This is a genomic window from Lactobacillus equicursoris DSM 19284 = JCM 14600 = CIP 110162 (genome assembly GCF_001434815.1).
GTDB lineage: Bacteria > Bacillota > Bacilli > Lactobacillales > Lactobacillaceae > Lactobacillus > Lactobacillus equicursoris.
In genome coordinates, this window is record NZ_AZDU01000015.1 from 1 (window position 1) to 22735 (window position 22735).

General features: G+C 49.1%; 23 protein-coding genes and 1 other annotated feature. Of the genes, 16 read left to right on the forward strand and 7 right to left on the reverse strand.

The features are described 5' to 3' along the window. Positions 1-123: 123 nt before the first annotated feature. Positions 124-1731, reverse strand: a complete 1608-nt coding sequence (locus tag FC20_RS04175; RefSeq protein WP_008460933.1) for a peptide ABC transporter substrate-binding protein — start codon at positions 1729-1731, stop codon at positions 124-126. A 269-nt stretch (positions 1732-2000) separates the two neighbouring features. Here FC20_RS04175 and FC20_RS04180 point away from each other — a divergent pair, with 269 nt between their 5' ends. The 4 genes from FC20_RS04180 (at position 2001) to gltX (ending at position 5552) form a co-directional block, all read left to right on the forward strand. Beyond that, positions 2001-2372 carry a GntR family transcriptional regulator gene (locus tag FC20_RS04180; RefSeq protein WP_008460935.1) on the forward strand — a complete coding sequence of 124 codons (372 nt, stop codon included), beginning with the start codon at positions 2001-2003 and terminating at the stop codon, positions 2370-2372. A gap of 1 nt (position 2373) precedes the next feature. After that, positions 2374-3075, forward strand: coding sequence for an ATP-binding cassette domain-containing protein (locus FC20_RS04185; RefSeq protein ID WP_008460937.1), 702 nt, complete (start codon positions 2374-2376; stop codon positions 3073-3075). 2 nt (positions 3076-3077) lie between these two features. Beyond that, positions 3078-3917, forward strand: a complete 840-nt coding sequence (locus tag FC20_RS04190) for a hypothetical protein (RefSeq protein WP_008460939.1) — start codon at positions 3078-3080, stop codon at positions 3915-3917. A gap of 132 nt (positions 3918-4049) precedes the next feature. After that, complete coding sequence (gltX, locus tag FC20_RS04195) at positions 4050-5552, forward strand: glutamate--tRNA ligase (RefSeq protein ID WP_039943526.1); 1503 nt, start codon at positions 4050-4052, stop codon at positions 5550-5552. A gap of 81 nt (positions 5553-5633) precedes the next feature. On the opposite strand, the gene FC20_RS04200 is transcribed toward gltX, so the two are convergent. Continuing rightward, positions 5634-6659 carry a YeiH family protein gene (locus FC20_RS04200; RefSeq protein WP_008460943.1) on the reverse strand — a complete coding sequence of 342 codons (1026 nt, stop codon included), beginning with the start codon at positions 6657-6659 and terminating at the stop codon, positions 5634-5636. 118 nt (positions 6660-6777) lie between these two features. Between FC20_RS04200 and FC20_RS04205 the strand changes: the two genes are divergently transcribed. Then, a complete protein-coding gene (locus tag FC20_RS04205; protein ID WP_008460945.1) occupies positions 6778-7653 on the forward strand; it encodes a LysR family transcriptional regulator in 876 nt (291 codons plus the stop codon). 45 nt (positions 7654-7698) lie between these two features. On the opposite strand, the gene pepV is transcribed toward FC20_RS04205, so the two are convergent. The 3 genes from pepV to FC20_RS04220 form a co-directional block, all read right to left on the reverse strand. Next, the gene (pepV, locus tag FC20_RS04210) at positions 7699-9117 is read right to left on the reverse strand and encodes a dipeptidase PepV (RefSeq protein WP_008460947.1); all 1419 of its coding nucleotides are present in this window, start codon (positions 9115-9117) and stop codon (positions 7699-7701) included. Between the two features lie 21 nt (positions 9118-9138). Continuing rightward, complete coding sequence (locus tag FC20_RS04215; RefSeq protein WP_008460949.1) at positions 9139-10758, reverse strand: peptide ABC transporter substrate-binding protein; 1620 nt, start codon at positions 10756-10758, stop codon at positions 9139-9141. Positions 10759-10995: 237 nt separating this feature from the next. Further along, positions 10996-11275: a binding site (T-box leader), on the reverse strand. A gap of 99 nt (positions 11276-11374) precedes the next feature. Further along, on the reverse strand, positions 11375-11941 hold the full coding sequence (locus tag FC20_RS04220) for an NUDIX hydrolase (RefSeq protein WP_008460950.1): 567 nt from the start codon (positions 11939-11941) through the stop codon (positions 11375-11377). A 147-nt stretch (positions 11942-12088) separates the two neighbouring features. On the opposite strand from FC20_RS04220, the gene cysS reads away from it, so the two are divergent. The 5 genes from cysS (at position 12089) to FC20_RS04245 (ending at position 15734) form a co-directional block, all read left to right on the forward strand. Next, positions 12089-13513 carry a cysteine--tRNA ligase gene (cysS, locus tag FC20_RS04225; protein ID WP_008460952.1) on the forward strand — a complete coding sequence of 475 codons (1425 nt, stop codon included), beginning with the start codon at positions 12089-12091 and terminating at the stop codon, positions 13511-13513. Further along, on the forward strand, positions 13506-13949 hold the full coding sequence (locus FC20_RS04230) for a Mini-ribonuclease 3 (RefSeq protein ID WP_039943518.1): 444 nt from the start codon (positions 13506-13508) through the stop codon (positions 13947-13949). Before cysS ends, FC20_RS04230 begins: the two co-directional genes overlap by 8 nt. Continuing rightward, entirely contained in the window at positions 13936-14784 is an 849-nt protein-coding gene (gene rlmB / locus FC20_RS04235; protein WP_008460956.1) for a 23S rRNA (guanosine(2251)-2'-O)-methyltransferase RlmB, read from the forward strand. Before FC20_RS04230 ends, rlmB begins: the two co-directional genes overlap by 14 nt. A gap of 112 nt (positions 14785-14896) precedes the next feature. After that, entirely contained in the window at positions 14897-15448 is a 552-nt protein-coding gene (locus FC20_RS04240; protein WP_008460957.1) for a sigma factor, read from the forward strand. Positions 15449-15518: 70 nt separating this feature from the next. Next, positions 15519-15734 carry a P8 family protein gene (locus FC20_RS04245; RefSeq protein ID WP_008460959.1) on the forward strand — a complete coding sequence of 72 codons (216 nt, stop codon included), beginning with the start codon at positions 15519-15521 and terminating at the stop codon, positions 15732-15734. A 104-nt stretch (positions 15735-15838) separates the two neighbouring features. Here FC20_RS04245 and FC20_RS04250 read toward each other — a convergent pair whose 3' ends face one another. Further along, positions 15839-17599: a 1-deoxy-D-xylulose-5-phosphate synthase gene (locus FC20_RS04250; protein ID WP_008460961.1), complete on the reverse strand. Its 1761-nt coding sequence runs from the start codon at positions 17597-17599 to the stop codon at positions 15839-15841. Positions 17600-17756: 157 nt separating this feature from the next. On the opposite strand from FC20_RS04250, the gene rpmG reads away from it, so the two are divergent. From rpmG to FC20_RS04280, 6 genes are all read left to right on the forward strand, one after another. Beyond that, positions 17757-17906 carry a 50S ribosomal protein L33 gene (rpmG, locus tag FC20_RS04255; RefSeq protein ID WP_002876495.1) on the forward strand — a complete coding sequence of 50 codons (150 nt, stop codon included), beginning with the start codon at positions 17757-17759 and terminating at the stop codon, positions 17904-17906. Positions 17907-17911: 5 nt separating this feature from the next. Then, positions 17912-18082 (forward strand): preprotein translocase subunit SecE, encoded by a 171-nt coding sequence (gene secE, locus FC20_RS04260; RefSeq protein ID WP_008460968.1) that lies wholly within the window; start codon positions 17912-17914, stop codon positions 18080-18082. 91 nt (positions 18083-18173) lie between these two features. After that, the gene (gene nusG / locus FC20_RS04265; RefSeq protein ID WP_008460969.1) at positions 18174-18728 is read left to right on the forward strand and encodes a transcription termination/antitermination protein NusG; all 555 of its coding nucleotides are present in this window, start codon (positions 18174-18176) and stop codon (positions 18726-18728) included. A 124-nt stretch (positions 18729-18852) separates the two neighbouring features. Continuing rightward, the gene (gene rplK, locus FC20_RS04270) at positions 18853-19278 is read left to right on the forward strand and encodes a 50S ribosomal protein L11 (RefSeq protein WP_008460971.1); all 426 of its coding nucleotides are present in this window, start codon (positions 18853-18855) and stop codon (positions 19276-19278) included. Positions 19279-19358: 80 nt separating this feature from the next. Further along, positions 19359-20054 (forward strand): 50S ribosomal protein L1, encoded by a 696-nt coding sequence (gene rplA, locus FC20_RS04275; RefSeq protein ID WP_008460973.1) that lies wholly within the window; start codon positions 19359-19361, stop codon positions 20052-20054. A gap of 158 nt (positions 20055-20212) precedes the next feature. Next, positions 20213-21220, forward strand: coding sequence for a glycosyltransferase family 2 protein (locus FC20_RS04280; RefSeq protein ID WP_008460975.1), 1008 nt, complete (start codon positions 20213-20215; stop codon positions 21218-21220). A gap of 136 nt (positions 21221-21356) precedes the next feature. On the opposite strand, the gene FC20_RS04285 is transcribed toward FC20_RS04280, so the two are convergent. Beyond that, positions 21357-22607 carry an ammonium transporter gene (locus FC20_RS04285; protein ID WP_056945322.1) on the reverse strand — a complete coding sequence of 417 codons (1251 nt, stop codon included), beginning with the start codon at positions 22605-22607 and terminating at the stop codon, positions 21357-21359. Positions 22608-22735 lie beyond the last annotated feature (128 nt).

Here is a 22735-nt window from a genome sequence, read left to right on the forward strand (position 1 = left end):
TGGCTAACAAAGGTTGGGGGAATCGTCAGTCGAAAAAGTCCATGGCTACCTACAATAGGGGGCATCATCCCCCCTACCGACCAAACAAAAAACAGGCTCAGATTGAGCCTGTTTTTTCATAGATTAGTTAACGGATGCGTACTTGAAGTCCCAGTGGTCGCGCAAGTTGATCAAGTTCTTGATGTTTGGCCGGACGATCCAAGCGCTAGTGCTGGAGTAAAGTGGTGAAACCCCAACGTCCTTCAAGAGGACGCCTTCAGCCTTAGCCAAGTCGTTAAAGCGTTCCTTGTCTGAGCCAGTGGTCTTAGAAGCCTTGATCAAGTTGTCGTATTGACTATTGCTCCACTTACCGCCGTTTTGGCTGTTAGTGGTCGTCATCAATTCCAAGAAGGAGATTGGGTCGTTGAAGTCAGCGCCCCAAGCAGTGACAACCATGTCGAAGTTGCCGGCGTCAGTTCTAGCCAAACGCGTCTTAAATGGCAGGTTTTGCGTAGTGATCGTTACTTGTGGCAAGGTTTCTTGGATGCTTGACTGCATAGCTTCCGTTGACTTCTTAGCGCCGTCAGTATCGTCTGACAACAGCTTCAAGTTCAGCTTGCTAATGCCAAGTTCTTTCATACCCTTCTTCAGGTACTTTTGAGCTTCAGCCTTGTTGTAGTCGATGTAGACTTCATCGCTCTTAGATACCAAGTTGATGTAGTCTTCGCCGTTGTACTTGGTCAATTTAGCTGGCGTTAAAGTCTTGGAAACCGTGTTGCTGCCGCCCAATACCTTGATCAGGTTCTTCCGGTTAACAGCCAAAGACAGCGCCTTTCTGATGTTGGCGTTCTTTAAGTACTTGTTCTTAGCTTGGTTGAATTGAATGTAAAAAGTCGTCCCGCGTGGGTAAAGAGTGTAGCCCTTAACGCTCTTCAATTGCTTGCTTTGTTCAGCGTCAAGAGAAACCGCGTCAAGCTTGTTTGATTGGTACAAGTTGTAGGCCGTTGATGGCGTCTTTTGGACGCTGTAGTTAACTGCGTCAAGCTTCACGTTCTTCTTGTCCCAGTAGTTTTGGTTCTTCTTCAGCTTCCATGACAGGTTTGACCCAGTCCAGCCAGTCATCACGTAAGGACCGTTGTAGGCCATGTACTTAGAGGCAGTACCGTACTTAGAGCCGTACTTCTTAACGGCTTTTTCTTGTTGCGGGAAAAAGCTGGCAAAAGCCATCAGGTTGTTGAAGTAAGAAATCCGCCGGTCCAAGGTCACAACCAGCTTGTAGTCGCCAACGGCCTTGATGCCCAAAGTTTCAGGCTTCTTTTTGCCATTTTGGATGTCCATGGCGTTTTTGATGCCTTCAAAAAGGTAGGCGTATTGGGAAGCAGTCTTTGGATCAACCGTTCTTCTCCATGAGTAAACGAAGTCCTTGGCAGTAACTGGAGTACCGTCGTTCCACTTGGACTTTCTCAAAGTGAAGGTGTAAGTCTTGCCGTCCTTTGACACAGTTTCGCTAGTTGCCAGTGCCTTTTCTTGGCTCCCGTCTGACTTAGCCCGGTAAAGACCTTCCATGGTGTTGATCAATTGGGTAAAGCTGGCACTGTCAGTTGCTTTTGACAGGTCCATGGTTGGGATTTCAGCTGATTCTTCCCAGTTCAGCTCTTTTTTGCTGGAAGTGGATGAGTTGCCGCCGCAGGCAGTTAATGCCAGGGCTGCCAGCACCACGCTGCCAGCTGCGAAAAATTTAGCCTTTTTCATGTTTTTCCTCCTTGAAAAATGATATTGGCAAACACTAATTTCAGTTTATCAGTAAAAAATGCAGAAAGAAAGCGATTCAAGCAACTATGAGCGAAAGATGAACTAAACATTAGTTAGGGTCACCATCAAAGTGAAACAACTTTAAGTAATAGTTCAGCAAAAATTAAGAAAAACAATCGGATTATTTTTGACTAATACTTGCCAAGCAAGAAAAAATGTACTACACTAACAGTGTATTAGATAACTAGTACAGTGGATAGGTGGAAAATATGAAATTTAAAGACAACATCCCCATTTACGTGCAGATCGAAGATTACATCTTCTTAGAGCTGGCTCAGGGGAAGCTCAAAGCTGGCGACAAGCTGCCATCAGTTCGGGCCTTGGCCGTGGAGCTGACGGTGAATGTGAACACCGTGCAAAGGGCCTTGAGAGAGTTAACGGCCCAAGGCTACATTTATTCTAAAAGAGGCGAAGGCAACTTTGTCACTGAGGACGAAGCCCTGCTAGAAGCGGCCAAGCGCAAGCTGTTGGTCAGCGAACCAGCTGCTTTTGTCAGCCGGATGGAAAAATTAGGAGTCGAAAGGGATAAGATCGGCAGGATTTTGGAGCAATACCTGCAAGAAACGGATCGAGGAGAGTAATATGAGCAAAACTTTGGAGATTAAGGATTTAAGCTACCGGAAGAATTCGAAGAAAATCCTGGAGAGAGTCAACTTAAGCCTGGAAGCGGGGCAAATCGTGGCCCTCTTAGGCGCCAATGGGGCGGGCAAGACCAGCCTGATGCGGGTGATTGCCGGCGTGGCCAAGCACTACCAAGGGCAAGTTTCGGTTTGTAGGGAAAGCGATGAGGATGCCCGCAAGCAGTACCTGGCCATGACCGACAACCTGGCCTACTTTAGAGATTCAGTCAAGATCAAGGATGTGGCGGCTTTTTACCAAGGAGTTTACCCAGACTTTGACCAAGAGCAATTTGAACAAATCCTGGAATTCATGAACTTAAATCAGGATGAAAAGCTGGGAGCTCTTTCAAAAGGGATGAAGGAGAAGTTAATCATTGCCCTGACCTTTGCCCGCCGGGCTAAGCTCTACCTTCTGGATGAGCCTTTTAGCGGGATCGACCTGATGAGCCGGAAGAAGATCGTGAAGTCGCTTCTGCTCTGGAAGCCAGAAGACGCAACCCTGGTTATCAGCGACCACGTATTAGGTGAAGTGGCTACGATCATTGATGAAGTCGTTTTGGTTAAAAATCACTCCGTTCTTGAGCAAAGAAGCGCAGACGAAATTCGGGAGCAAAACGAAAGCCTGGAAGAGTGGTACGAAGGCTTTTATGAAGGGGAGGAATAGAAATGACGAATTTTAAGTCAGTCTTTAAGACGATGCTGAAGCAAAAGAACAAGCAGGCCCTAGCCTACTTTGCCGTGGGGGCGATTGTCAGCCTGGTAGCGACGATCTTCTTTATTTTTAGATACGGGTTAAAAAACGCTGACAGCGCGGCAATTGGGATTGGGATTAGTGCTGTGGTGCTCTTGGTCGTTTACATCGCCTTTGAATTTGCCGTGGTACTACAGGCCCACCGGGTTTCCCGGAGCCAGACCTGGCAGCTGGTGCCAGCTAAAAAGCTCGATCTCTTGTCAGCCAACGTTCTCTCGGGTACGATCAGCGTTTTCTTCATGACCCTCTTGTGCGTTGTCCTCTTTTTCTTCTTGCTGATTCCCTTCATGCTGCAGGCCAAATTTGAAGGAAACCTCTTCCTAGGGATGGGGGACGTGGTAAAAAATGGCCTCTTTTGGGAAGGACTTGTCTGGTTTATTCTCTTTGCCTTTGTAGCAGTAGTTGCCAACATTTGCTTCTTCCTTTTCCTCTTGGATCTTACCAGTGCTTTGGCCGACTTCTTGCCCCTAAAGGGCTGGACTTCGAAGCTAGTTAAAGTGGTGATCTTGTTTATCCTATTCTTCCTCGGCGGGGCCATGATGTCCCGGATTGGAGACGTCTTCTCCAATTTTGCCACTAGTACCTTCAGCTTTGCCCTGAGCAGTAAAGGCTTTAGCTATAATTCCAATGCTAGTGGTCAAGGTCTGGGCGATTTATGGATGTTGCTCTTAGCTACGGCTATTTACGGCGCAATCTTCTTTGGCGGCGAGTATCTAATTATGAAGTACCTGACTGAAGGCAAGGATAAGTTTTAAGATTTTGCTAAAAAGCAGCTTGATTCGTTCAGGCTGCTTTTTTCCTATATAAGTAGGAGATTATTGGTTGAATTTTTGACCTATAACGAGTAAACTAAGTAAGTTGAAGAATAGTAAGAAAGAGGCATGATTTTGGCTAATAAAAAAATCCGCGTTAGATACGCGCCATCACCAACTGGCCACCTGCACATTGGTAACGCGCGTACCGCTTTGTTTAACTACTTATTTGCCCGTCACAACAAGGGTACTCTGGTTTTAAGAATCGAAGACACTGACACTGCTCGTAACGTTGAAGGCGGCGCTGAATCCCAAATCGAAAACCTGCACTGGCTGGGGATTGATTGGGACGAAGGCCCAGACGTTGGCGGCGACTACGGTCCTTACAAGCAGTCTGAAAGAAAAGACATCTACCAAAAGTACATCGACCAACTGCTTGAAGAAGGCAAGGCTTACTACTCATTTGAAACTGAGGAAGAACTGGAAGCTCAGCGTGAAGAACAAAGAGCCATGGGGATCGCTCCTCACTACGTTTACGAATACGAAGGCATGACGGCTGACGAAATCGCCAAGTCTCAAGAAGAAGCCCGCGCTAAGGGTCTTAAGCCAGTTGTCCGTATTCACATTCCAGAAGGCGTAACCTACGAATGGGACGACATCGTTAAGGGTCACTTAAGCTTTGAATCTGACACCATCGGCGGCGACTTTGTTATCCAAAAGCGCGACGGGATGCCAACTTACAACTTTGCCGTTGTGATCGATGACCACTTGATGGAAATCAGCCACGTTTTGCGCGGGGATGACCACATCTCAAACACGCCAAAGCAATTGTGCGTATACGAAGCCTTGGGCTGGGAAGCACCTGTTTTTGGCCACATGACTTTGATCATCAACTCTGCAACTGGCAAGAAGTTGTCAAAGCGTGACGAATCAGTTCTGCAATTCATCGAACAATACCGGGAACTTGGTTTCCTGCCAGAAGCCATGTTCAACTTCATCACTTTGCTGGGCTGGTCACCAGTTGGTGAAAGTGAAATCTTCTCAAAGCGGGAATTCATCAAGCAATTTGACCCAGCTCGTCTGTCCAAGTCACCAGCTGCCTTTGACCAAAAGAAGCTGGATTGGGTCAACAACCAATACATGAAGACGGCTGACCGCGATGAACTGCTTGACTTGTCCTTGCACAACTTGCAAGAAGCTGGTCTGGTAGAAGCTAGTCCTGAACCAGGCAAGATGGAATGGGTAAGACAATTGGTCAACATGTACGCTAACCAAATGTCCTACACCAAGCAAATCGTTGATTTGTCAAAGATCTTCTTTACTGAAGCCAAGTACCTGACTGACGAAGAAATCGATGAATTCAAGAAGGACGAAGCTCGTCCAGCCATCGAAAACTTCAGAAGCCAATTGGAAAAATTGGACAACTTCACGGCTAAGAAGATCATGGGCGCTATCCAAGCTACCCGGAAGGAAACTGGCATCAAGGGCCGCAAGCTCTTCATGCCAATCCGGATTGCTACTACCCGGTCAATGGTGGGCCCTGGTATCGGCGAAGCCATGGAATTGATGGGCAAGGAAAAGGTCCTGGCTCACTTGGATCTGACTTTGAAGCAGCTTGACGAAGCTGGCATCGAATAAGCTAAAGAACAAAGGAAAAGACTTTTACCAAGCGGTAAAAGCCTTTTTTCATGCAATCGATTAAATTGTTTGTTTTATTTTTTACCAGAGCCCCATTAGCCGCTGCAAAAGCAGGCTGACGGCTGTGATCCCGGCCCAGCAGGAAGCGCCGAGCAGGAGGGGCTTGGCCCCGGACTTGACCAGCTTGACGATGTTGGAGTTAAGGCCGATCGCGGCCATGGCCATGACGATCATGAACTTGCTCAACTCCTTTAAAGGCAGGAAGACATTGGCATTTACCCCATTAGCCAGGGCAAAGGTCGTGATTAAGGATGCCAGGACAAAGTAGAGGATGAAGGCGGGGAAGGCCCGCTTCAAGCTGAAGCTGTTGCCTCTTTGCTCCTTTTTGGCGGTGAAATAGCCTAAGGCCAGGGTGATAGGGATGATGGCCAGGGTTCTGGTTAATTTGACGGTCACGGCCTTGTCCAGGGTCTGGCTGCCCAAATGGAACATGCTGTCCCAGGTCGCCGCCGCGGCAGTGACGGAAGAAGTGTCGTTGATGGCTGTCCCGGCAAAGATGCCGAAAGAAGTCCCCGAAGTCTGGTCAAAGCCCAGGAGCTTGCCAAAGATGGGGAAGAGGATGGCGGCCAGGACGTTGAAAAAGAAGATAACAGAGATGGCCTGGGCCACTTCGTCATCGTCAGCGTCGATAACCGGGGCGGTAGCGGCGATGGCGCTGCCCCCGCAGATGGATGAGCCAACCCCGATCAAGGTTGAGATCTTGCCGGGGATGTTTAAAGACTTGTGCAAAAGCCAGGCGAGCAAGAGAGAAGTTGAGATGGTGCAGATGATGATCGGCAGGGACTGGCGGCCGGTCTTGACGACCACCTGCAGGTCCATCCCGAAGCCCAAGAGAACGACAGCTGTTTGCAGGATATACTTGGACGACCACTTGATCCCGCTGGCCGCGCCTTGCTTGTCTTCCCAAAAGAGAGTGATGACCATGCCAAACAAGATGGCGAAGACGGCGCCCCCGATGACTGGCAGGGCCTTGCCTAAGAGCCAGGCGGGGATAGCGATGGCCAGGCAGACCAGGATGCCGGGCAGATTCTTTTTAATCCAATTCATTTCTTTATTGCCTCCAGATATTTTTTGAACATGCTTTAGTATAGTAGTAAAATAGTAGAAAATAAAATTATAGATTATTATCTGTCGATAAAGCAAAATTATTGTAAGGAGGCAGGGGATGCTGGATTTTCGCGTCAAAACATTTTTAACGGTCTGTGAGACCATGAACTTCACCCGGGCGGCTGACCGCCTGCACGTGACCCAGCCGGCTGTGTCCCAGCATATCCGCTATTTGGAGAAGGAGTACCAGGTCAAGCTCTTCAGCTACCAGGGCAAGAAACTGACCTTGACTGCGGCGGGAGAGAAACTCCGCCAGGCCATGCGGCAGATGCAGAGCGATGAGCGCCTGCTTAAAGCGGAAATCAAGCAGGCTGACCTGCCGCCGGTCCGCTTTGGGGTAACCATGACGATTGGGGAATACGTCTTAGCCAGGCCGCTAAGCCGCTTTTTAAAAGATCATCCCCAGACCAATGTGGAAGTCGTCTACGGCAACACCCAGTTTTTGACCAAGAAATTGGATGAGGGGGACCTGGACTTTGCCTTGGTAGAAGGAGACCCGGCCAGGGGCTATGCCAGCCTGCGCTACCAAAGCGAGGACTTCATCGCCGTCTGCTCGCCAGATTTGGCTTTTGCCAAGGAGCCGGACCAGATCGCCGACCTTTTTGACCAGCGCCTTTTGGTCAGGGAACCGGGTTCAGGGACCAGGAAGATCCTGGAGGACAGCTTAGGCGCCCAAGGGCGGGAACTGAGCGACTTCAAGCAGTATGTCCAGGTCGGCAACATGCAGATGATCACCCAGCTGCTTTTGGCCAACTGCGGGGTCTCTTTTTTGTACCAGACTGCCGTCAGTGACCTTTTAAAGGCAGGAAAGCTGCGGAAGTTGAATTTGCGGGACTTCCAGATCCGCCATGACTTCACCTTTATCTGGGAGAAGAGCAGCCTCTACGCTGACCGCCACCAGCAGATCTGCGCGGAACTGAAGGCAAGCAGATAAGAAAAGACTTTTACCTGTTTTTGGTAAAAGTCTTTTTTGCATATTCTACTTGCTTAATTCGTAAATGGCTTCCGCGTAGATGTCCAAGCTTTTCTCCAGTTCAGCCAGGCTGACGGATTCGTCGATGGCGTGGGCGGTGTCCAGGCTGCCGGGGAAGGCAGGCCCGTAGCCGACCCCGTTTTTAAAGAAGCGGCCATAGTTGGCGCCAGCGGAGATGATGGTCTCGCCAGCTTGGCCGGTCTGCTTTTCGTAGACGGAAAGGAGGGTCTTGACGAAGGGATCGTCGCTGGCAACGAAGTGGGGCTTTTCAAAGTCTTGGTAGGGTTGGAAGGTTGTTTGGCAGAAAGCGCCGAACTTGTCGTTTAGCTGCTGGCACATTTTTTCCGGGCTGGTCCCCCGGCTGTAACGGATGTCGCTCTTGATATAGGCTTCGGCTTGGCCTTTTTGGTAGCGGAAGACGGCCGGGCAGTTGATGGACTTGCCCATCTCGGAGTCAGTATTGGCGATCCCGATCTTTTCCCCGTAGTAGTCCTCCAGCTCAAGGTCACCGGCAAAGTCCAGGAAATTTTTAGCCCGGCCGGTGAAAGGAAAGGCCCGTAAGAAGCTGGCCAGGAGGCAGGCCCCATTTTTCCCTTCCCAGGGAACTGAGGCGTGGGCGCTGACGCCTTCTAAACTTATCTTTAAGCTAGTACCATTGTCGCCAGCTGATTCGTTGATTTCCCCAGTCAAGCCATTTTTGGCCAAAAAGTCCGGGAAAGCTGTGGCAATTTTCGCAAGATTCTCGCCAGAGACAACGGCAGTCGCGGCGGCTGGAATCATGTTGGTGGCCTGGCCGGCAGTGAAGGACTCAAGGATTAAGCCAGTAGCTTCTTTGCCAATAAAATCTGTCTTCAAAACAGCCAGACCAGCCTGGCCGGTTACGATAGGAAAAGAGGAGTCGGGGGAGAAGACCCAGTCAGGAGCCGGGCGTTTTTGGAGGTAGTACTTCATCCCCACCCAGTCGGTTTCCTCGTCAGTGCCGATAATCAAGGAAATCTTCTTTTTCGGCTGAAAACCGGCTTCCTTTAAAGCAAGGAGGGCGTAGTAGGCGGCTAAGGCCGGACCCTTGTTGTCGCTTGCTCCCCGGCCGAAGACTCTGCCGTCTTTGACCCAGGGGGTAAAAGGATCCTGGCTCCAGCCTTCATCCGGCGGGACAACGTCGACGTGGACGGCCACGCCTAATTCCTGGTTGCCTTGGCCAAAAGTAACGACCCCGGCATAGTTGTCGATGTTTTCAGTTTGAAAACCGTCCCGGTCAGCAATATTTAGGAATTTTTCCAAGGCCTTGACCGGACCAGGCCCCACTGGATATTCGGGAGTCGCCAGGTCCATGTTTCTGACAGAATCGATGGCGATCAAGTCTTTTAAGTCAGCCAGGAGGACTGGCATTTTTTTACGGGCGAATTCTTGGTAGGGAAAAGTCATCTTTTGCTCCTTAGTAGTTAATTACTTGCTGATGTAAGCACCCTTGAAGTTGTAAGCAAGGCCTGCGCCTTTAAGGGTGATGTTCTTAACCTTCGGGTTGATTAAGGTCGCGGTGTTGCCGTAGTAAAGCGGGGTCACGCCCTGCTGGGTGAGGAGGATGCGTTCAGCCTTGACCAGTTCTGCCCAGCGCTTCTTGCTTGAAGTCGTGGTCTTGGAAGTTTCTATTGCCTTGTTGTAGGCCGCATTTTCCCATTTCCCGTAGTTGTTGACGTTGGTCTTTTGGAACATTTCCAGGAAGGTGTTCGGGTCAGCATAGTCGCCGCTCCAGCCGTCCAAGATGACGTCAAAGTCGCCGGCTTCTTCTCTGGCAAAGCGGTTCTTAAATGGCATGTTGGTGACTTCGACCTTCATGCCCAGGGTGCTTTCCAGGGCGCTCTGGATGAATTCCGTGGTCTTCTTGGCGTCGTCAGTGTCATCGCCTAAAAGCTTGATGGTGATCTGCTTTTTGCCCAGTTCCTTCAAAGCCTTCTTGTAGTAAGCCTTAGCCTGGGCCTTAGTCCCGGACTGGATAGCCTTGGTCTCTTTGGTTACGACTTCCTTGCTGAATTCCTTGCCGCTAACCGGGTCAGTAATCCCGCTTGGGGTTAAAGAAGTAGCGGCGATGTCAGCAAGGTTCAGGGTCTTGGCCAGGGATTCCTTATTGATCGCAGCGGCGATAGCCCGGCGGAGGTTGACATTTCGCAGATTCTTGTCAGTCTTGAAGTTGTACATGAGGTACTGGGTCCGGTTGCTCTTCTTGATCTGCCAGCCCTTTTGGTTTTTGAGGCTCTTGCTTTGGGAGGCGGACAGGGTGGTCATGTCCAGTTTGCCGGCCTGGTAGAGGTTGTAGGAGGTGCTTTGGGACTTTTGCACGCTAAAATTGATCTTGGTCAGCTTGACATTCTTCTTGTCCCAGTAGTACTTGTTCTTGACCAGTTTCCAGGTCAGGTTGGATCCGGTCCAGCCCTTCATGACGAATGGACCGTCTGAGAGGGTGTATTTAGCGGCCGTGCCGTATTTTTTGCCAGCTTTTTCAATGAACTTCTGCTTTTGCGGGGCAAAGGCTGAGCCGGCTAAAAGGAGCTGGAAGTAAGGAAGTTTTCTTTCCAGGGTCACGACCAGCTTGTACTTGCCCACGGCCTTGATGCCTAAGCTGGAGACGGGCTTTTTGGAAGCGACGATGGCGTCAGCGTTCTTGATGCCGGAGTACTTGTTGGACTGGGTTGAGGCGGTCTTAGGGTTGACCTGCCGGCGCCAGGCGTAGACGAAGTCCTTGGCCGTCAAAGCTTCCCCGTTGGACCACTTGGCATTTTTCCTGAGGTTAAAGGTCCAGGTCATTCCGTCCTTGCTTTCCTTCCAGGACTTGGCGATGCCGGGCAGGATCTTGGAGTTGTTGCCCAGGCGGACCAGGCCTTCCATGGTGGCGTCCAGCTGCTCTCCGCCGTAGACGTCATTGTTCAAAGCGGGGTCCATGGTGGTGATTTCCCCGGCGGAGAACCAGTTTAAGACTTGCTTGGTCTTTGAGCTGCTGGCAGAGGTGTTGGAGCAGGCGGAAAGCAGGCTGGCGGACAGGGCGAAAGTGATGATGGCTGATTTTTTCATGATCTTTTCCTCGGTGTTTTTTTAAAATTGAATTGATGTAGAACTAACTTGTTTTCTTTTTAAAAAGCAGCGAGGGGATGTCGGCCACTTAAGGCAGACGGGGTGTTTTTGAACATGTTTGACTCTTTCATGGCGGACTCCTTTACAAAATCATTTTTAAAGCTGGCAGAAAAAGAAAGATTAAAAAAAGAGCAAGAAACGGAGAGAAAGAAAAAATCGCCCTCAAGGAATTGCTTCCTTGAAGACGATTGTTAGTCGTGGTCCCACTTCATTTCATCAGCTGTCTCACGGCAACTGACCTTACACTGCCGCTGACTAGTCGCCGGAAAGGGCAAAGAAAGCCAGTTTCCAGGAACAGCCAGGGCAGCCGTGGTAACGCTCGCTAGCGGGAAGGCCTACTTTATTTCGGCCAACCAGTTCTTAGATGTGTTTCGCCAGGCGGCTTTTGCTCAATCGCACCAACTTGAGCTCTCTGGGAAAAGCCGGACCTGGTTACTCTTCTAATCGATACTTTTCTTAGATTGCTTTAATTTTTAATTAATGTAATCTTAAAGCGTAAATGGGCTTCTGTCAAGCGGCTTTTTGAAAAAATTTTTACTTCTTTGCCTTATTCTATTTACTTTGCCGGATAGTCCTTGAGCTTGGCGTTCAGCTTGGAGTAGATCCGGTCGACAAACCAGGGCTCGGTTGACTTTTCCAGGGCTTCATCCAAGCCAAACCAGGCAACGGCCTTATTTTCGTCTTCTTTAGGCCGGATAGCTTGCCGATCGTCGGCTTCCAGGAGATAGGTGACGTTCAGGTGCAGGTGGGAAGGAACGTATTTTCCGTGCTTTTCATGGCCATCAACGGTCAAAATCTCGACTGAATAGATCTGATTTGTGATAGGACGCGCCACAACGCCGCTTTCTTCCGTGACTTCCTTCAGGGCCACGCGCAGCAGGTCATGGTCGCCGTCAGCATGTCCGCCCAGCCAGGCCCAAGAGTCGTAGATCCGGTGATAGGCCATTAGCGTCTTGTCGCGTGCGGGATTGACCACCCAGGCCGAAGCCGTGAAGTGCTCGGCTAAATTTGACCGCAGAAACAGCTCTTCCCCAGTTTCCAGGCGGTAGATCATTTCTTTGACATCTGTGGCCTCTTGTTCGTTGTAAGGTTGGTAGTTCTTTAAGTCCTCGAGTAGGCTCATTTCTTCCTCTTTTCTAAAAAATCCGCTTTTTTCAGATTTTACCACGCGGATCGGTCTTTTTGCCGCCAAGCGGACTAATTGTCTGTTACAATGAAGAGTAATGATTGCAGGCAAGGAAAAACTTTTAAAAGAAAGCAGGAAAATCTAGTGAAAGTTTTTAACACTTTAACGCGCCAAAAAGAAGAATTTAAGCCGCTGGTTCCAGGACAGATCAGCATGTACGTCTGTGGCCCGACGGTCTACAACTACATCCACATCGGCAACGCCAGAAGCGCTATCGCCTTTGACACGATTCGCCGCTACTTTGAATACAAGGGCTACCAGGTCAAGTACGTTTCCAACTTTACCGACGTTGACGACAAGATGATCAACGAAGCCCGCGCTGAAGGCACCACGGTGCCAGAGCTGGCTGAGCGCTATATCAAGGCCTTTTTGGAAGACACCACCGCCTTGAACATTGAACCAGCCACTCTCCACCCCCGGGCTACTCATGAAATTCCAGCGATCATCGACTTTGTCCAAAATTTGATCGACAAGGGCTACGCTTATGAAGTTGACGGGGATGTCTACTACCGGGCTAAAAAGTTTGCCAATTACGGGCAGCTCAGCGACCAAAACATCGACCAGCTGGAAGAAGGGGCTTCTAAGCACGTCAATGATGAAGAGCAAGGCCGCAAGGAAGACCCAATCGACTTTGCCTTGTGGAAGGGGCAAAAAGCGCCTGACGAAATTGCCTGGGATTCCCCATGGGGCAAGGGCCGGCCAGGCTGGCACATTGAATGCTCGGTTATGTCTACTAAGTACTTAGGCGACACCTTCGACATCCACGGGGGTGGCCAAGACTTAGAGTTCCCGCACCACGAAAACGAAATTGCCCAAAGTGAAGCCAAGACGGGTCAAAAGTTCGTCAACTACTGGCTCCACAACGGCTTTGTGACCGTGGGCAAGGACGAGGAAAAGATGTCCAAGTCTTTGCACAACTTTGTCACTGTGCACGATATCTTGCAAAAAGTCGATCCCCAAGTGCTCCGCTTCTTCATGGCCAGCGTCCAATACCGCAGCCAAATCAACTATTCTGAGGAAAACCTGGAACAAGCAGCTACGATCTTAAACCGGTTTAAGAACACCTTGGAAGACGTAGAAGGGCGCCTTAGCGACCAAACTGCCAGCCAAGCTGATCCAGAATTGACTGCTGCTTTGTCCAAGACCAAGGAAGCCTTTGAAGCAGCCATGGACGATGACTTTAACGTACAAAATGCCTTGACGGCCATTTACGAACTGTTGCCAGTGGTCAACTCTAACGTAAATAGTGCAGCCAGCGACAAGGAAGCATTGAAGACTTTTGTCAAAAATCTTAAGGCTTGGCTCCTGGTCTTCGGCGTTGATGCAGGCCGCCTGGTTAAGAGCGAGTCTAGCGAAGACGACAGTGAAATCGAAGCCTTAGTAGCAGAACGGACCAAGGCCCGCCAGGAAAAGAACTGGGCTAGAAGCGATGAAATCCGTGACCAACTGCAAGCCATGGGGATCGTCTTGAAGGACACCCCGCAAGGAACGAGATGGAGCCGTGAATAAAGTGAAGAAGCTAACTGAAAAAGCCGTCGACCCCAACACCTTGAGCGGGCAAACCCTGGCTTATTTAGGCGACGGGGTCTATGAAGCGGCGATCCGCCGCCACCTGATCAAGGGCGGGATCTTAAAGCCGCAGAACCTGCAAAGAGAAGCGACCCATTATGTGTCCGCCAAGGCCCAAGCTGCCCTGATCGCCAAGATGCTGGATAAGACCCTGTTAACGGATGAAGAAAAAACGGCTTATAAGCGCGGCCGCAATGCCAAGACCCACACCAAGGCCAAGCACACCAGTCTGGCCACCTATGAAATGTCAACCGGTTTTGAGGCCATCTTTGGCTACCTAGACCTGGCCGGGGCAAGTGACCGCGTGCAAGAATTGATTGCCTGGTGCATTGAAGAAGTAGAAAGCGAGGGCTTAAGCGAATATGTCTTCAGCTAAGCCAAGAAAAATCAGAAATAAGGATCAGCGCGATAAAAAGTCTGCAAACTTTAAGAAGCGCGATAACCGCCAAAATATTAAAAACGACTTCAACAGCGACGACTTTGTCTATGGCCGCCATGCCGGCATCGACTTTTTGAAAACGCAGGAGGCAGAAAAGATCAACAAGGTCTTTTTGGCAGAAGGCGTCCAAGAAGACTTTGCTAACGAAGTCTACCGCTACGCTAAACCTAAGAACCTGATCGTCCAAAGGGTTCCAAAGAGCAAGCTGGACCGGATGGTCAACGGGGAAAACCACCAGGGCTTGGTCTTGACGGTAGCCAGCTTTGAATATGCCGACTTAGACCAGCTCTTAGACAAACTGGATGGGAAAGATGAAGCCCCATTTTTATTGATGCTGGACAACATTGAAGATCCCCACAACCTAGGGTCCATCTTGCGGTCAAGCGATGCTACTGGCGTCAGCGGCGTGATTATCCCTAAAAGACGGGCCAGCGGCTTGACCAGCGTGGTGGCTAAGACTTCAACGGGGGCTATTGATCATGTGCCCGTTGCCCGGGTCAACAACCTGGTTCAAACCTGCCAAACCCTGAAAGACCGGGGCTACTGGATCTTTGGCACCGCCATGGAAGGCGAAGACTACCGCCGCTGGGATGCCAAGGGCAAGACGGTCTTGGTGATCGGCAATGAAGGCAAGGGGATTTCTCCGCTGCTCTTAAAGCAGATGGACCAAACCCTGACCATTCCCATGATCGGCCACGTGCAATCCTTGAATGCATCGGTTGCAACCGGGGTTCTGTTATACCAAGCCTTTAACAGTCGGCACCCTTTGTAAAGGAAATCCTTTACTAATCAGGAAAAGTGATAAAATCAAACTCTTGTTTGATTCTCAAAACAGCAAAAGTCCTTTATGCTATCTGATGGATGGAGCGAAAGGGCTTTTTATTATGTCTTTAACTTTAACTGAAGAGCGAAAATTAATTGTCAAGATCCAGCAAGGAGATGAGGCGGCGCTAAAAAAGCTTTACTACCACCACTACCCCATCGTCAACAAGTTGATGATGACTTACTACATCGAGAGCTATGACCGGCAGGACTGGTTTCAAGAGGGGCTGATCATCTGCTATTTGACCGCAAAGAATTTTGACATTACGGTGAAAAAACGTTTTGGCGGCTACTTCCGGGTCAATTTCCAAAATTGGATCTACAACATAATTCGAAAGAATCAGCGCGTCAAGCGGCAGATCCAGCAAAATACCTATAGCTTTGACTTTGACTGGAACACGATCAAGGATGATACCAATTTGATCGTGCGAGATGAAAGCGTCATGGTCGAAGAGTGGGCACCGGTGATTGCTCTCTTGAGCGACCTAGAGTTAGAAGAACTAGAGCTGGCCTTGGGCGTCAAAGAAGCTGACAAGGACTACCTAGCAGACATTGGCCTCCATAAGCGGGCCCGCTACCGGATGCGGCAAAAATTTCGGCAAAATTTGTTTTAGAAACAAACCGCTTTCCCGGAAAAGGACTATAATAAGGGTGTAGGATGAAATTGTTTAGGAGGTAATCAAAATGTCAGAAATTATAAAGACAGCTTTGCTGGATCGTTCAATGAAAGAAGTTTTTGATTGGAGCGACTCCGAAACTCCTGTAAGAGATGCCCTTTGGGACTACTTCATGGAGAAGAATGGCCGCAGCACGGACAAGACCGAACAAGCAATGCTTCCATTTTTGAGCGAGTCTGACGACAAGATTATTGCTTTTGTCAACGAGAACCTTAAGAAATAGATAATTTCCCTACATTCCTGACCTCTTGTCTCCCCTGATGGGAGGGGAAGGGGCAAACAAAAAGACGGCCGTGAGGCCGCCTTTTTATTTTGATTTTCTTTTTGCTAGTTCTTGCTGCTTAATAGCTGCTTCACGTCATTGACGATTTGCTCAGCCGTTAAGTGGTTTCGATTCAAAATTTCAGCTAATGATTGGTCGACATCGGTATATTCCCGCTTTTCGCCAAAGGACTTGACCAAAACCGGCTGGTCGGCTAAGTAGCTGGCCACTTTTTGCCCAAAGCCACCATCTAAGACATTATTTTCCAGAGTGATGATGACTGAATAATGGCGGGCAAGGTGGTCCAAGCAGTCCGTGTCCAAGGTATTGGCTGAGAGGGGATTGTAGAGACTGGCGTTAAGTTCTTCAGCAGCCTTTAGACCTAAATTAAAGGTATCGCCTAAGGATAAAATGGCTGCGCCTTGGCCAGCCCGCCACTTTTGGTAGTGGATGTGCTGGTAGCCTTCTAAAGTTGAGCCTTTTTCATCGACCGGCCAGACTGGCAATTTGATGGCCACTGGACCCGCTTTTTGCTGGATGGCCCAGTTGATCATGGCCTTTTCTTCAGCCAGGGTGGTCGGGGCCAGGTATTGCCAATTTGGCAGGTTTGAGATCATGACCTGGTCAAAGACGCCCACGTGGGTCTTGGAATTAGCTTGGATGCCGCCTCCGCCGACCAGCATGACCACTGGCAAGTTGTTTAAGGCGACGTCGTGACTCAGCTGGTCAAAGGCCCGCTGGAGGAAAGTGGAATTTTCAAACAAGATGGCCCGCCCGCCAGCCTTGACAAAGCCGGCAGCCAAAGCCACGGATTCTTGTTCGGCAATGCCCACATCCAGGTAGTGGTCTGGGTACTGCTCTTTGAAACCATCTAGATTAAAGGCGCCAGGGATGGCCGCGTTGATGGCTAAAAGGTTTTCCTGTCCCCGGTCGATAGCCTCAGCGATGGTTTGTACAGCCACTTTTTTCGGCGTTAAGGCAGGAGCCGGGTGCTTTGGTGAATCGTCTTCCAGGTTAAAAGGCGATACCCAGTGGTGGGCCTCTTCATTGGCTAAAGCTGGCTCATAGCCCTTGCCCTTCAAGGTGTTGACGTGCAAAACTACTGGGTGGTCTACGTCTTTAACGTCCTGAAAGGCAGCGATCATGGCTTCTAGGCTATTGCCGTCAGCCACATAGCGGTAGTCAAAGCCCATGGCCTTAAAGAGGTTGTCGCTGGCTTCACCGTTTGTGTCCCGCAATTTTTTCAAGGCAACCGGCAAGCCGCCCACGTTTTTATCGATGGACCACTGGTTGTCGTTAATGACAATCACCAGGTTGCCCTTTTCGGTAGCGGCGTTGTTTAAGCCCTCGTAGGCTAGCCCACCGGTCAAAGAGCCGTCGCCAATCACGGCCATGATCTTTTCGCTGCCGCCTAAAAGGTCCCGGGCCTTGGCCATACCGGTGGCTAGGGCAATGGACGTTGAAGTGTGACCGATGGCATAGTAGTCGTACGGGCTTTCTTCTGGGTCGGTATAAGGGGTCACCTTGCCGTAAGCTTCAGGGTCAAGCCAAGCGTACGCCCGCCCCGTCAGCATCTTGTGGGGGTAGGTTTGGTGGGAGACGTCCCAGACGATTTTGTCTCCTGGTGCATTAAAGACGTAGTGGTAGGCAATGGTCAATTCGACGATGCCCAGGTCTGGCCCCAGGTGGCCGCCCACAGCAGCATCTTTTTCAATGATCAGGTGGCGGATTTCACCGGCCACTTGCTTCATTTCGTCAAGGCTTAAGACCTTGAGGTCCGCTGGAGACTTGATCTTGTTTAGCAGGTATTCTGGATGTTGGTTCATGTTTTTTCCTCACTTTTTTGACAATACTCCGCTAATAACTCGGTTTCTCTTAATTATAAAGTAGTTAGGAAAAATAGTAAAAAGACTTTGCTTGTAATAAATGGTTGCTTTTGCAAAAGAAATTTGCTAAACTTTATGAAGTTTGAAGGTGAAAATTATGGCAGTAAAGAAAGCAGCTTTGGCCTGCAGCGTTTGCGGGTCGCGGAACTACTCAATCACTGCAAATAGCAACCGCACCAAGCGCTTGGAACTGAACAAGTTCTGCAAGCACTGCGGAAAGAAAACTTTGCATAAGGAAACGAGGTAGGGTAAATGATTAAGTTTTTCAAGAGCGTTGGCCAAGAAATGAAGCTCGTTCACTGGCCAAGTGCTAAAGAAAATCGTCGCGACACGGTCAATGTCGTCTTGACCTCTTTGTTTTACGCAATTTTCTTGGGTGCACTGGATTGGGTATTCGAAAAATTGATTCAAATTGTTCTCTAATGGACAAGAAGTATGTTATAATCATGCTAGTTTTAGGAAACCTCGTTTGAGAGGTTTTTTTGTTTGCCGAAAATAAAGGAGATTTTTTATTATGGTAGAAACGGCCAAGAAGCAATGGTATGTTTTGCACACTTATTCTGGTTTTGAAGACAAGGTTAGAAGCGACTTGTTATCCCGGGCACAGTCATTAGGGATGCAAGACTACATCTTCCGGGTTGTCGTACCGCAAGAACAAAAGGTTGAAAACGTTCGTGGCAAGAAGGAAGAAGTCAGCGAAAAGGTCTTCCCTGGCTACGTTTTGGTAGAAATGGTCATGACTGACGAAAGCTGGTTCGTGGTTCGGAACACGCCAAACGTTACTGGTTTCGTTGGCAGCCACGGCGGTGGCTCCAAGCCTTCTCCACTTTACGATGACGAAGTTGCCGCTATCTTGCAAATGCAAGGCGAACCAGCCAAGAAGAAGCGCGACATCCACTTTGAAGTGGGCGAAAGCGTCAAGATCACTGAAGGTGCCTTTAACGGCATGGTCGGTAAGATTTCCGACATCCAAGAAGACAAGGAAAAGCTTTACCTGACCATTGACATGTTTGGTCACGCTACTACTGCGGAACTGGACTACGACCAAGTTGACAAGATTGACGACTAATTAGAAAAAGTCTTGCTTTTTTTACCTAGTTAAAGTATCATATTAGACGTACTTTATTATTGTGGGAGGAGAGTGCGGAAACTCTCCATTTTAACCGCATCACGGAATCAAGGAGGTTTTGACCGTGGCAAAGAAAGTTATTAATGTTGTTAAGTTACAAATTCCAGCTGGCGCTGCAACCCCTGCACCTCCAGTAGGTCCTGCTTTGGGTCAAGCAGGTATCAACATTGTTGGTTTTACTAAGGACTTCAATGCTCGTACTGCTGACCAAAAGGGCATGATCATCCCTGTAGTTATTACTGTTTACGAAGACCGTTCATTCGACTTCATCACTAAGACTCCTCCAGCTCCAATCTTGCTTAAGCAAGCTGCTGGTCTGCAAAAGGCTTCAGGTGAACCTAACAAGAACAAGGTTGGTTCAGTAACCACTGCTCAAGTTAAGGAAATCGCTGAAACTAAGATGAAGGACCTGAACGCTGCCTCAATCGAAGCTGCTATGCGTATGGTTGAAGGTACCGCTAGAAGTATGGGTATCGAAGTAAAGGACTAATTTGTTAATTTTTAATTAGCAAGTCAGGTGGGAGAGCAAAGAGAAAGCTCGTTTGACCACACATACAAGGAGGATTTTTCATGCCAAAGCATGGTAAGAAATACGTAGAAGCTGCTAAGAAAGTTGACAGCAGCAAGTTGTACTCAGTAGAAGAAGCTATCAAGCTCGTTAAGGAAACTTCATACGCTAACTTTGACGCTTCTGTAGAAGTTTCATACAACCTGAGCGTTGACCCAAAGCAAGCTGATCAACAAATCCGTGGCTCAATCGTTTTGCCAAACGGTACTGGTAAGTCAGTTAAGGTTATCGTTTTCGCTGAAGGCCCACAAGCTGAAGCAGCTAAGGCTGCTGGCGCTGACGAAGTTGGCTCAGACGAATTGGTAGAAAAGGTTCAAAACGGCTACTTGGACTTTGACGTTGTCATCGCTACTCCAATGATGATGGCTAAGGTTGGTCGTTTGGGTCGGATCCTTGGGCCTAAGGGCTTGATGCCAAACCCTAAGACTGGCACTGTTACGATGGACACTGAAAAGGCCGTTAAGAACGTTAAGGCTGGTCAAGTAGAATACCGTGTAGACCGTCAAGCTTCAATCCACACTGCGATCGGCAAGGTTTCATTTACTGAAGAACAATTGACTGAAAACTTCAAGGCATTGCAAAACGCTATTTTGCGTGCAAAGCCAGCTTCAGCTAAGGGTCAATACATCAAGAGCTGCGCAGTTGCTGCAACCTTTGGCCCTGGGATCAAGCTTGACCCAATCGCTTTGATGGCTTAAGCTTAACCAAAGTTAAGAAATTCAAAACTCTCGTGATTTGATCACGGGAGTTTTATTTTTTGGCAAAATTTAGCTTAAACCCTAATTAAAGGCTAAAAAGTTGCTATACTAGAAGGAAAAGCTACAAATGGCTAGAGTTGATTAGGGAGTGCTAAAAAATGAGTGAAGCAGAAAAAATTATGTCGATTATCGTTCCTTGCTATAATTCGGCAGAATACTTAAAGCGCTGCGTGGATTCGCTGGTGACGCAGCTAGACCGGGTCGAGCTGATCTTGGTCGATGACGGGTCAAGCGATGAAACAGGAGCAATGCTGGATGCCTACCAAAAAGATCATCCAGACGTCATCGTCATCCACGAAGAAAATGCCGGCCATGGCGGGGCCATCAACAACGGGCTGACCAAGGCGACTGGCAAGTATGTCAAGATTGTGGACAGCGACGATTGGCTGGACCAAGCAGCCTACCAGCAGGTATTGGACTATCTTGAATCGATTCCGGAAATCGACCTGCTCCTATGCAACTATGCCTATGACAAGCCAGCCTTAAACCGCCAGCGGGTAATCAAGTTTCCGCACCTGCCAGTAGGGCGGACCTTTTCCTGGGAAGAGGTTAAGCTCCGGATGGGCCAGTACTTCATACTCCACTCCGTCATCTATAATCGGCGAGTGCTCGACCGGTCCGGCGTCAAATTGCCGGTTAAGGTGTCATATGACGACAACATCTTTGTCTTTGAGCCGATGATTTACGTGCAGACCATGCGCTATCTGCCAGTTAACCTCTACCACTACTTTATCGGCCGGGATGACCAGTCGGTTAATGAAAAGGTCATGCTGAGAAAAATTGACCAGCAGATCATGATCAACAAGCAGCTGATCGTCTTTTATGCCTCTCAAGTCAACAAGCGGGCACCATACGCCAAATACATGAAGTACTTCCTTGAAGCCGTTACTGGGGTCACCAGCGTGATCCTGATTAGGGGCAAGAAGAAAGAATATTTGGATAAAAAAGACGACCTGTGGCGCTTTTTGAAGACCTATGACCTGGAAACTTACAAGTCCTTTAAGAGGCGGTTGGTCGGCCACTTTGTCTCAAGAGACAATCGGCCGACGCGGCAAATGGTCAGTGGAGCATATCTGCTCTTGCAGCGGCTGTATTCTTTTAACTAAACCAGAACAATAAGTTAGAAGATAAAATCAGAAAAGATAATTACAACAGCAAAAAGGCTTTGGATTTTCCAAAGCCTTTTTTGTAGAGAAACTTGTCAATATAAGAGCACGCTAGATAACTTGATGCAGCTGATAATTACTTGGCTGAGAAAAGGCTGCTTTCGCCCACCTGTGCATCAGCAAACTCGCCGTGTTCGCTGAGGTCTAGGCCAATCTGTTCGTCGCGTGCGGAGACCCGCATGGCGATAAACTTCTTTAAAACAGTAGTGATGGCACTGGCTGCAACTGCCGTAAAGACAATGGTGAAGAGGGTACCGGCCAGCTGAACCATGAAGAGCTTGATCCCGCCGCCGTAGAAGAGTCCACTTAAGGCAATTTGACCGTTAACAGTCTTAGCAGCAAAGAGGCCAACCGTGAGCGAGCCAACAATGCCGGATACCCCGTGGCAGCCAAAGGCATCCAGGGGATCGTCAAACTTCAAGACTGGCTTGATGTTGTTGACGAAGAAGTAGCTGCAGATGGTGCAGAGGATGCCGGTGAAGAAGGCACCTAAAGTCGTTTCGTAGCCGGCGCCTGGCGTGATCCCAACCAGGCCACACAGAGCCCCGGTGCAGATCCCGTCTAAGCTGACCTTAGACTTGAGGATTTTTTCCAGCAGCATCCAGGTCATCATGGCGCTGGCAGCTGAAACCGTGGTGGTTAAAGCCGCAGTAACGGCAATGCTGTTCATGCCAAAGGCACTGCCGGCGTTAAAGCCGTACCAGCCAAGCCAAAGGATAGCCGTCCCCAGCAAGACCCAAGGCAGGCTGTAGCTTTCCGTCTTCTTGTTAAAGCGGGGCCCTAAGAAAATGGATAAAACCAGGGCAGTGATCCCGGCGTTGATGTGGACGACTGTGCCACCGGCAAAGTCCAGGATGCCCCAAGAAGCCAGCAGCCCGCCGGTCCCCCAGACCATGTGGACCAAAGGGTAGTAGATTAAAATCGACCAGAGGATGACAAAGACCAAGAGGAAGTCAAACCGCATCCGGCCAACTGTGGCCCCAACAAAGAGGGCAGGGGTGATGATGGCAAACATCATTTCAAACAAGAGGTAGGTGCCAGAAGAAATCCCCTGGTCCTTCAAGATGATCTTGTTTAAGTCAACTCCTGACAAAAAGAGGTGACGGATGTGGCCGGTGATTCCCAGGCTATCACCGTTAAAGCACATTTCGTAGCCGAAGGCGATAAAGAGGATAATCGCTACAGCAGTAATGGCAAAAACGGACAGCATGGTGTTGACTACGTTCTTCTTGGAGACCAAGCCGCCATAAAAGAAGGCAAGACCAGGTGTCATCATTAAGACCAAAATGGCCGCGATAATTAAAAAGACAGTGTTAGCAACATTCATTTTCGACAACCCTTTCTAGACCAATTGTTTCCATCAAGTTATGTCTTAGTTTATATCATGGATTTCTATTTAAGAAAACTCTAGACCAATTGGGATAATGAAAAAGGGAGAGTGGAAATATACAAAAA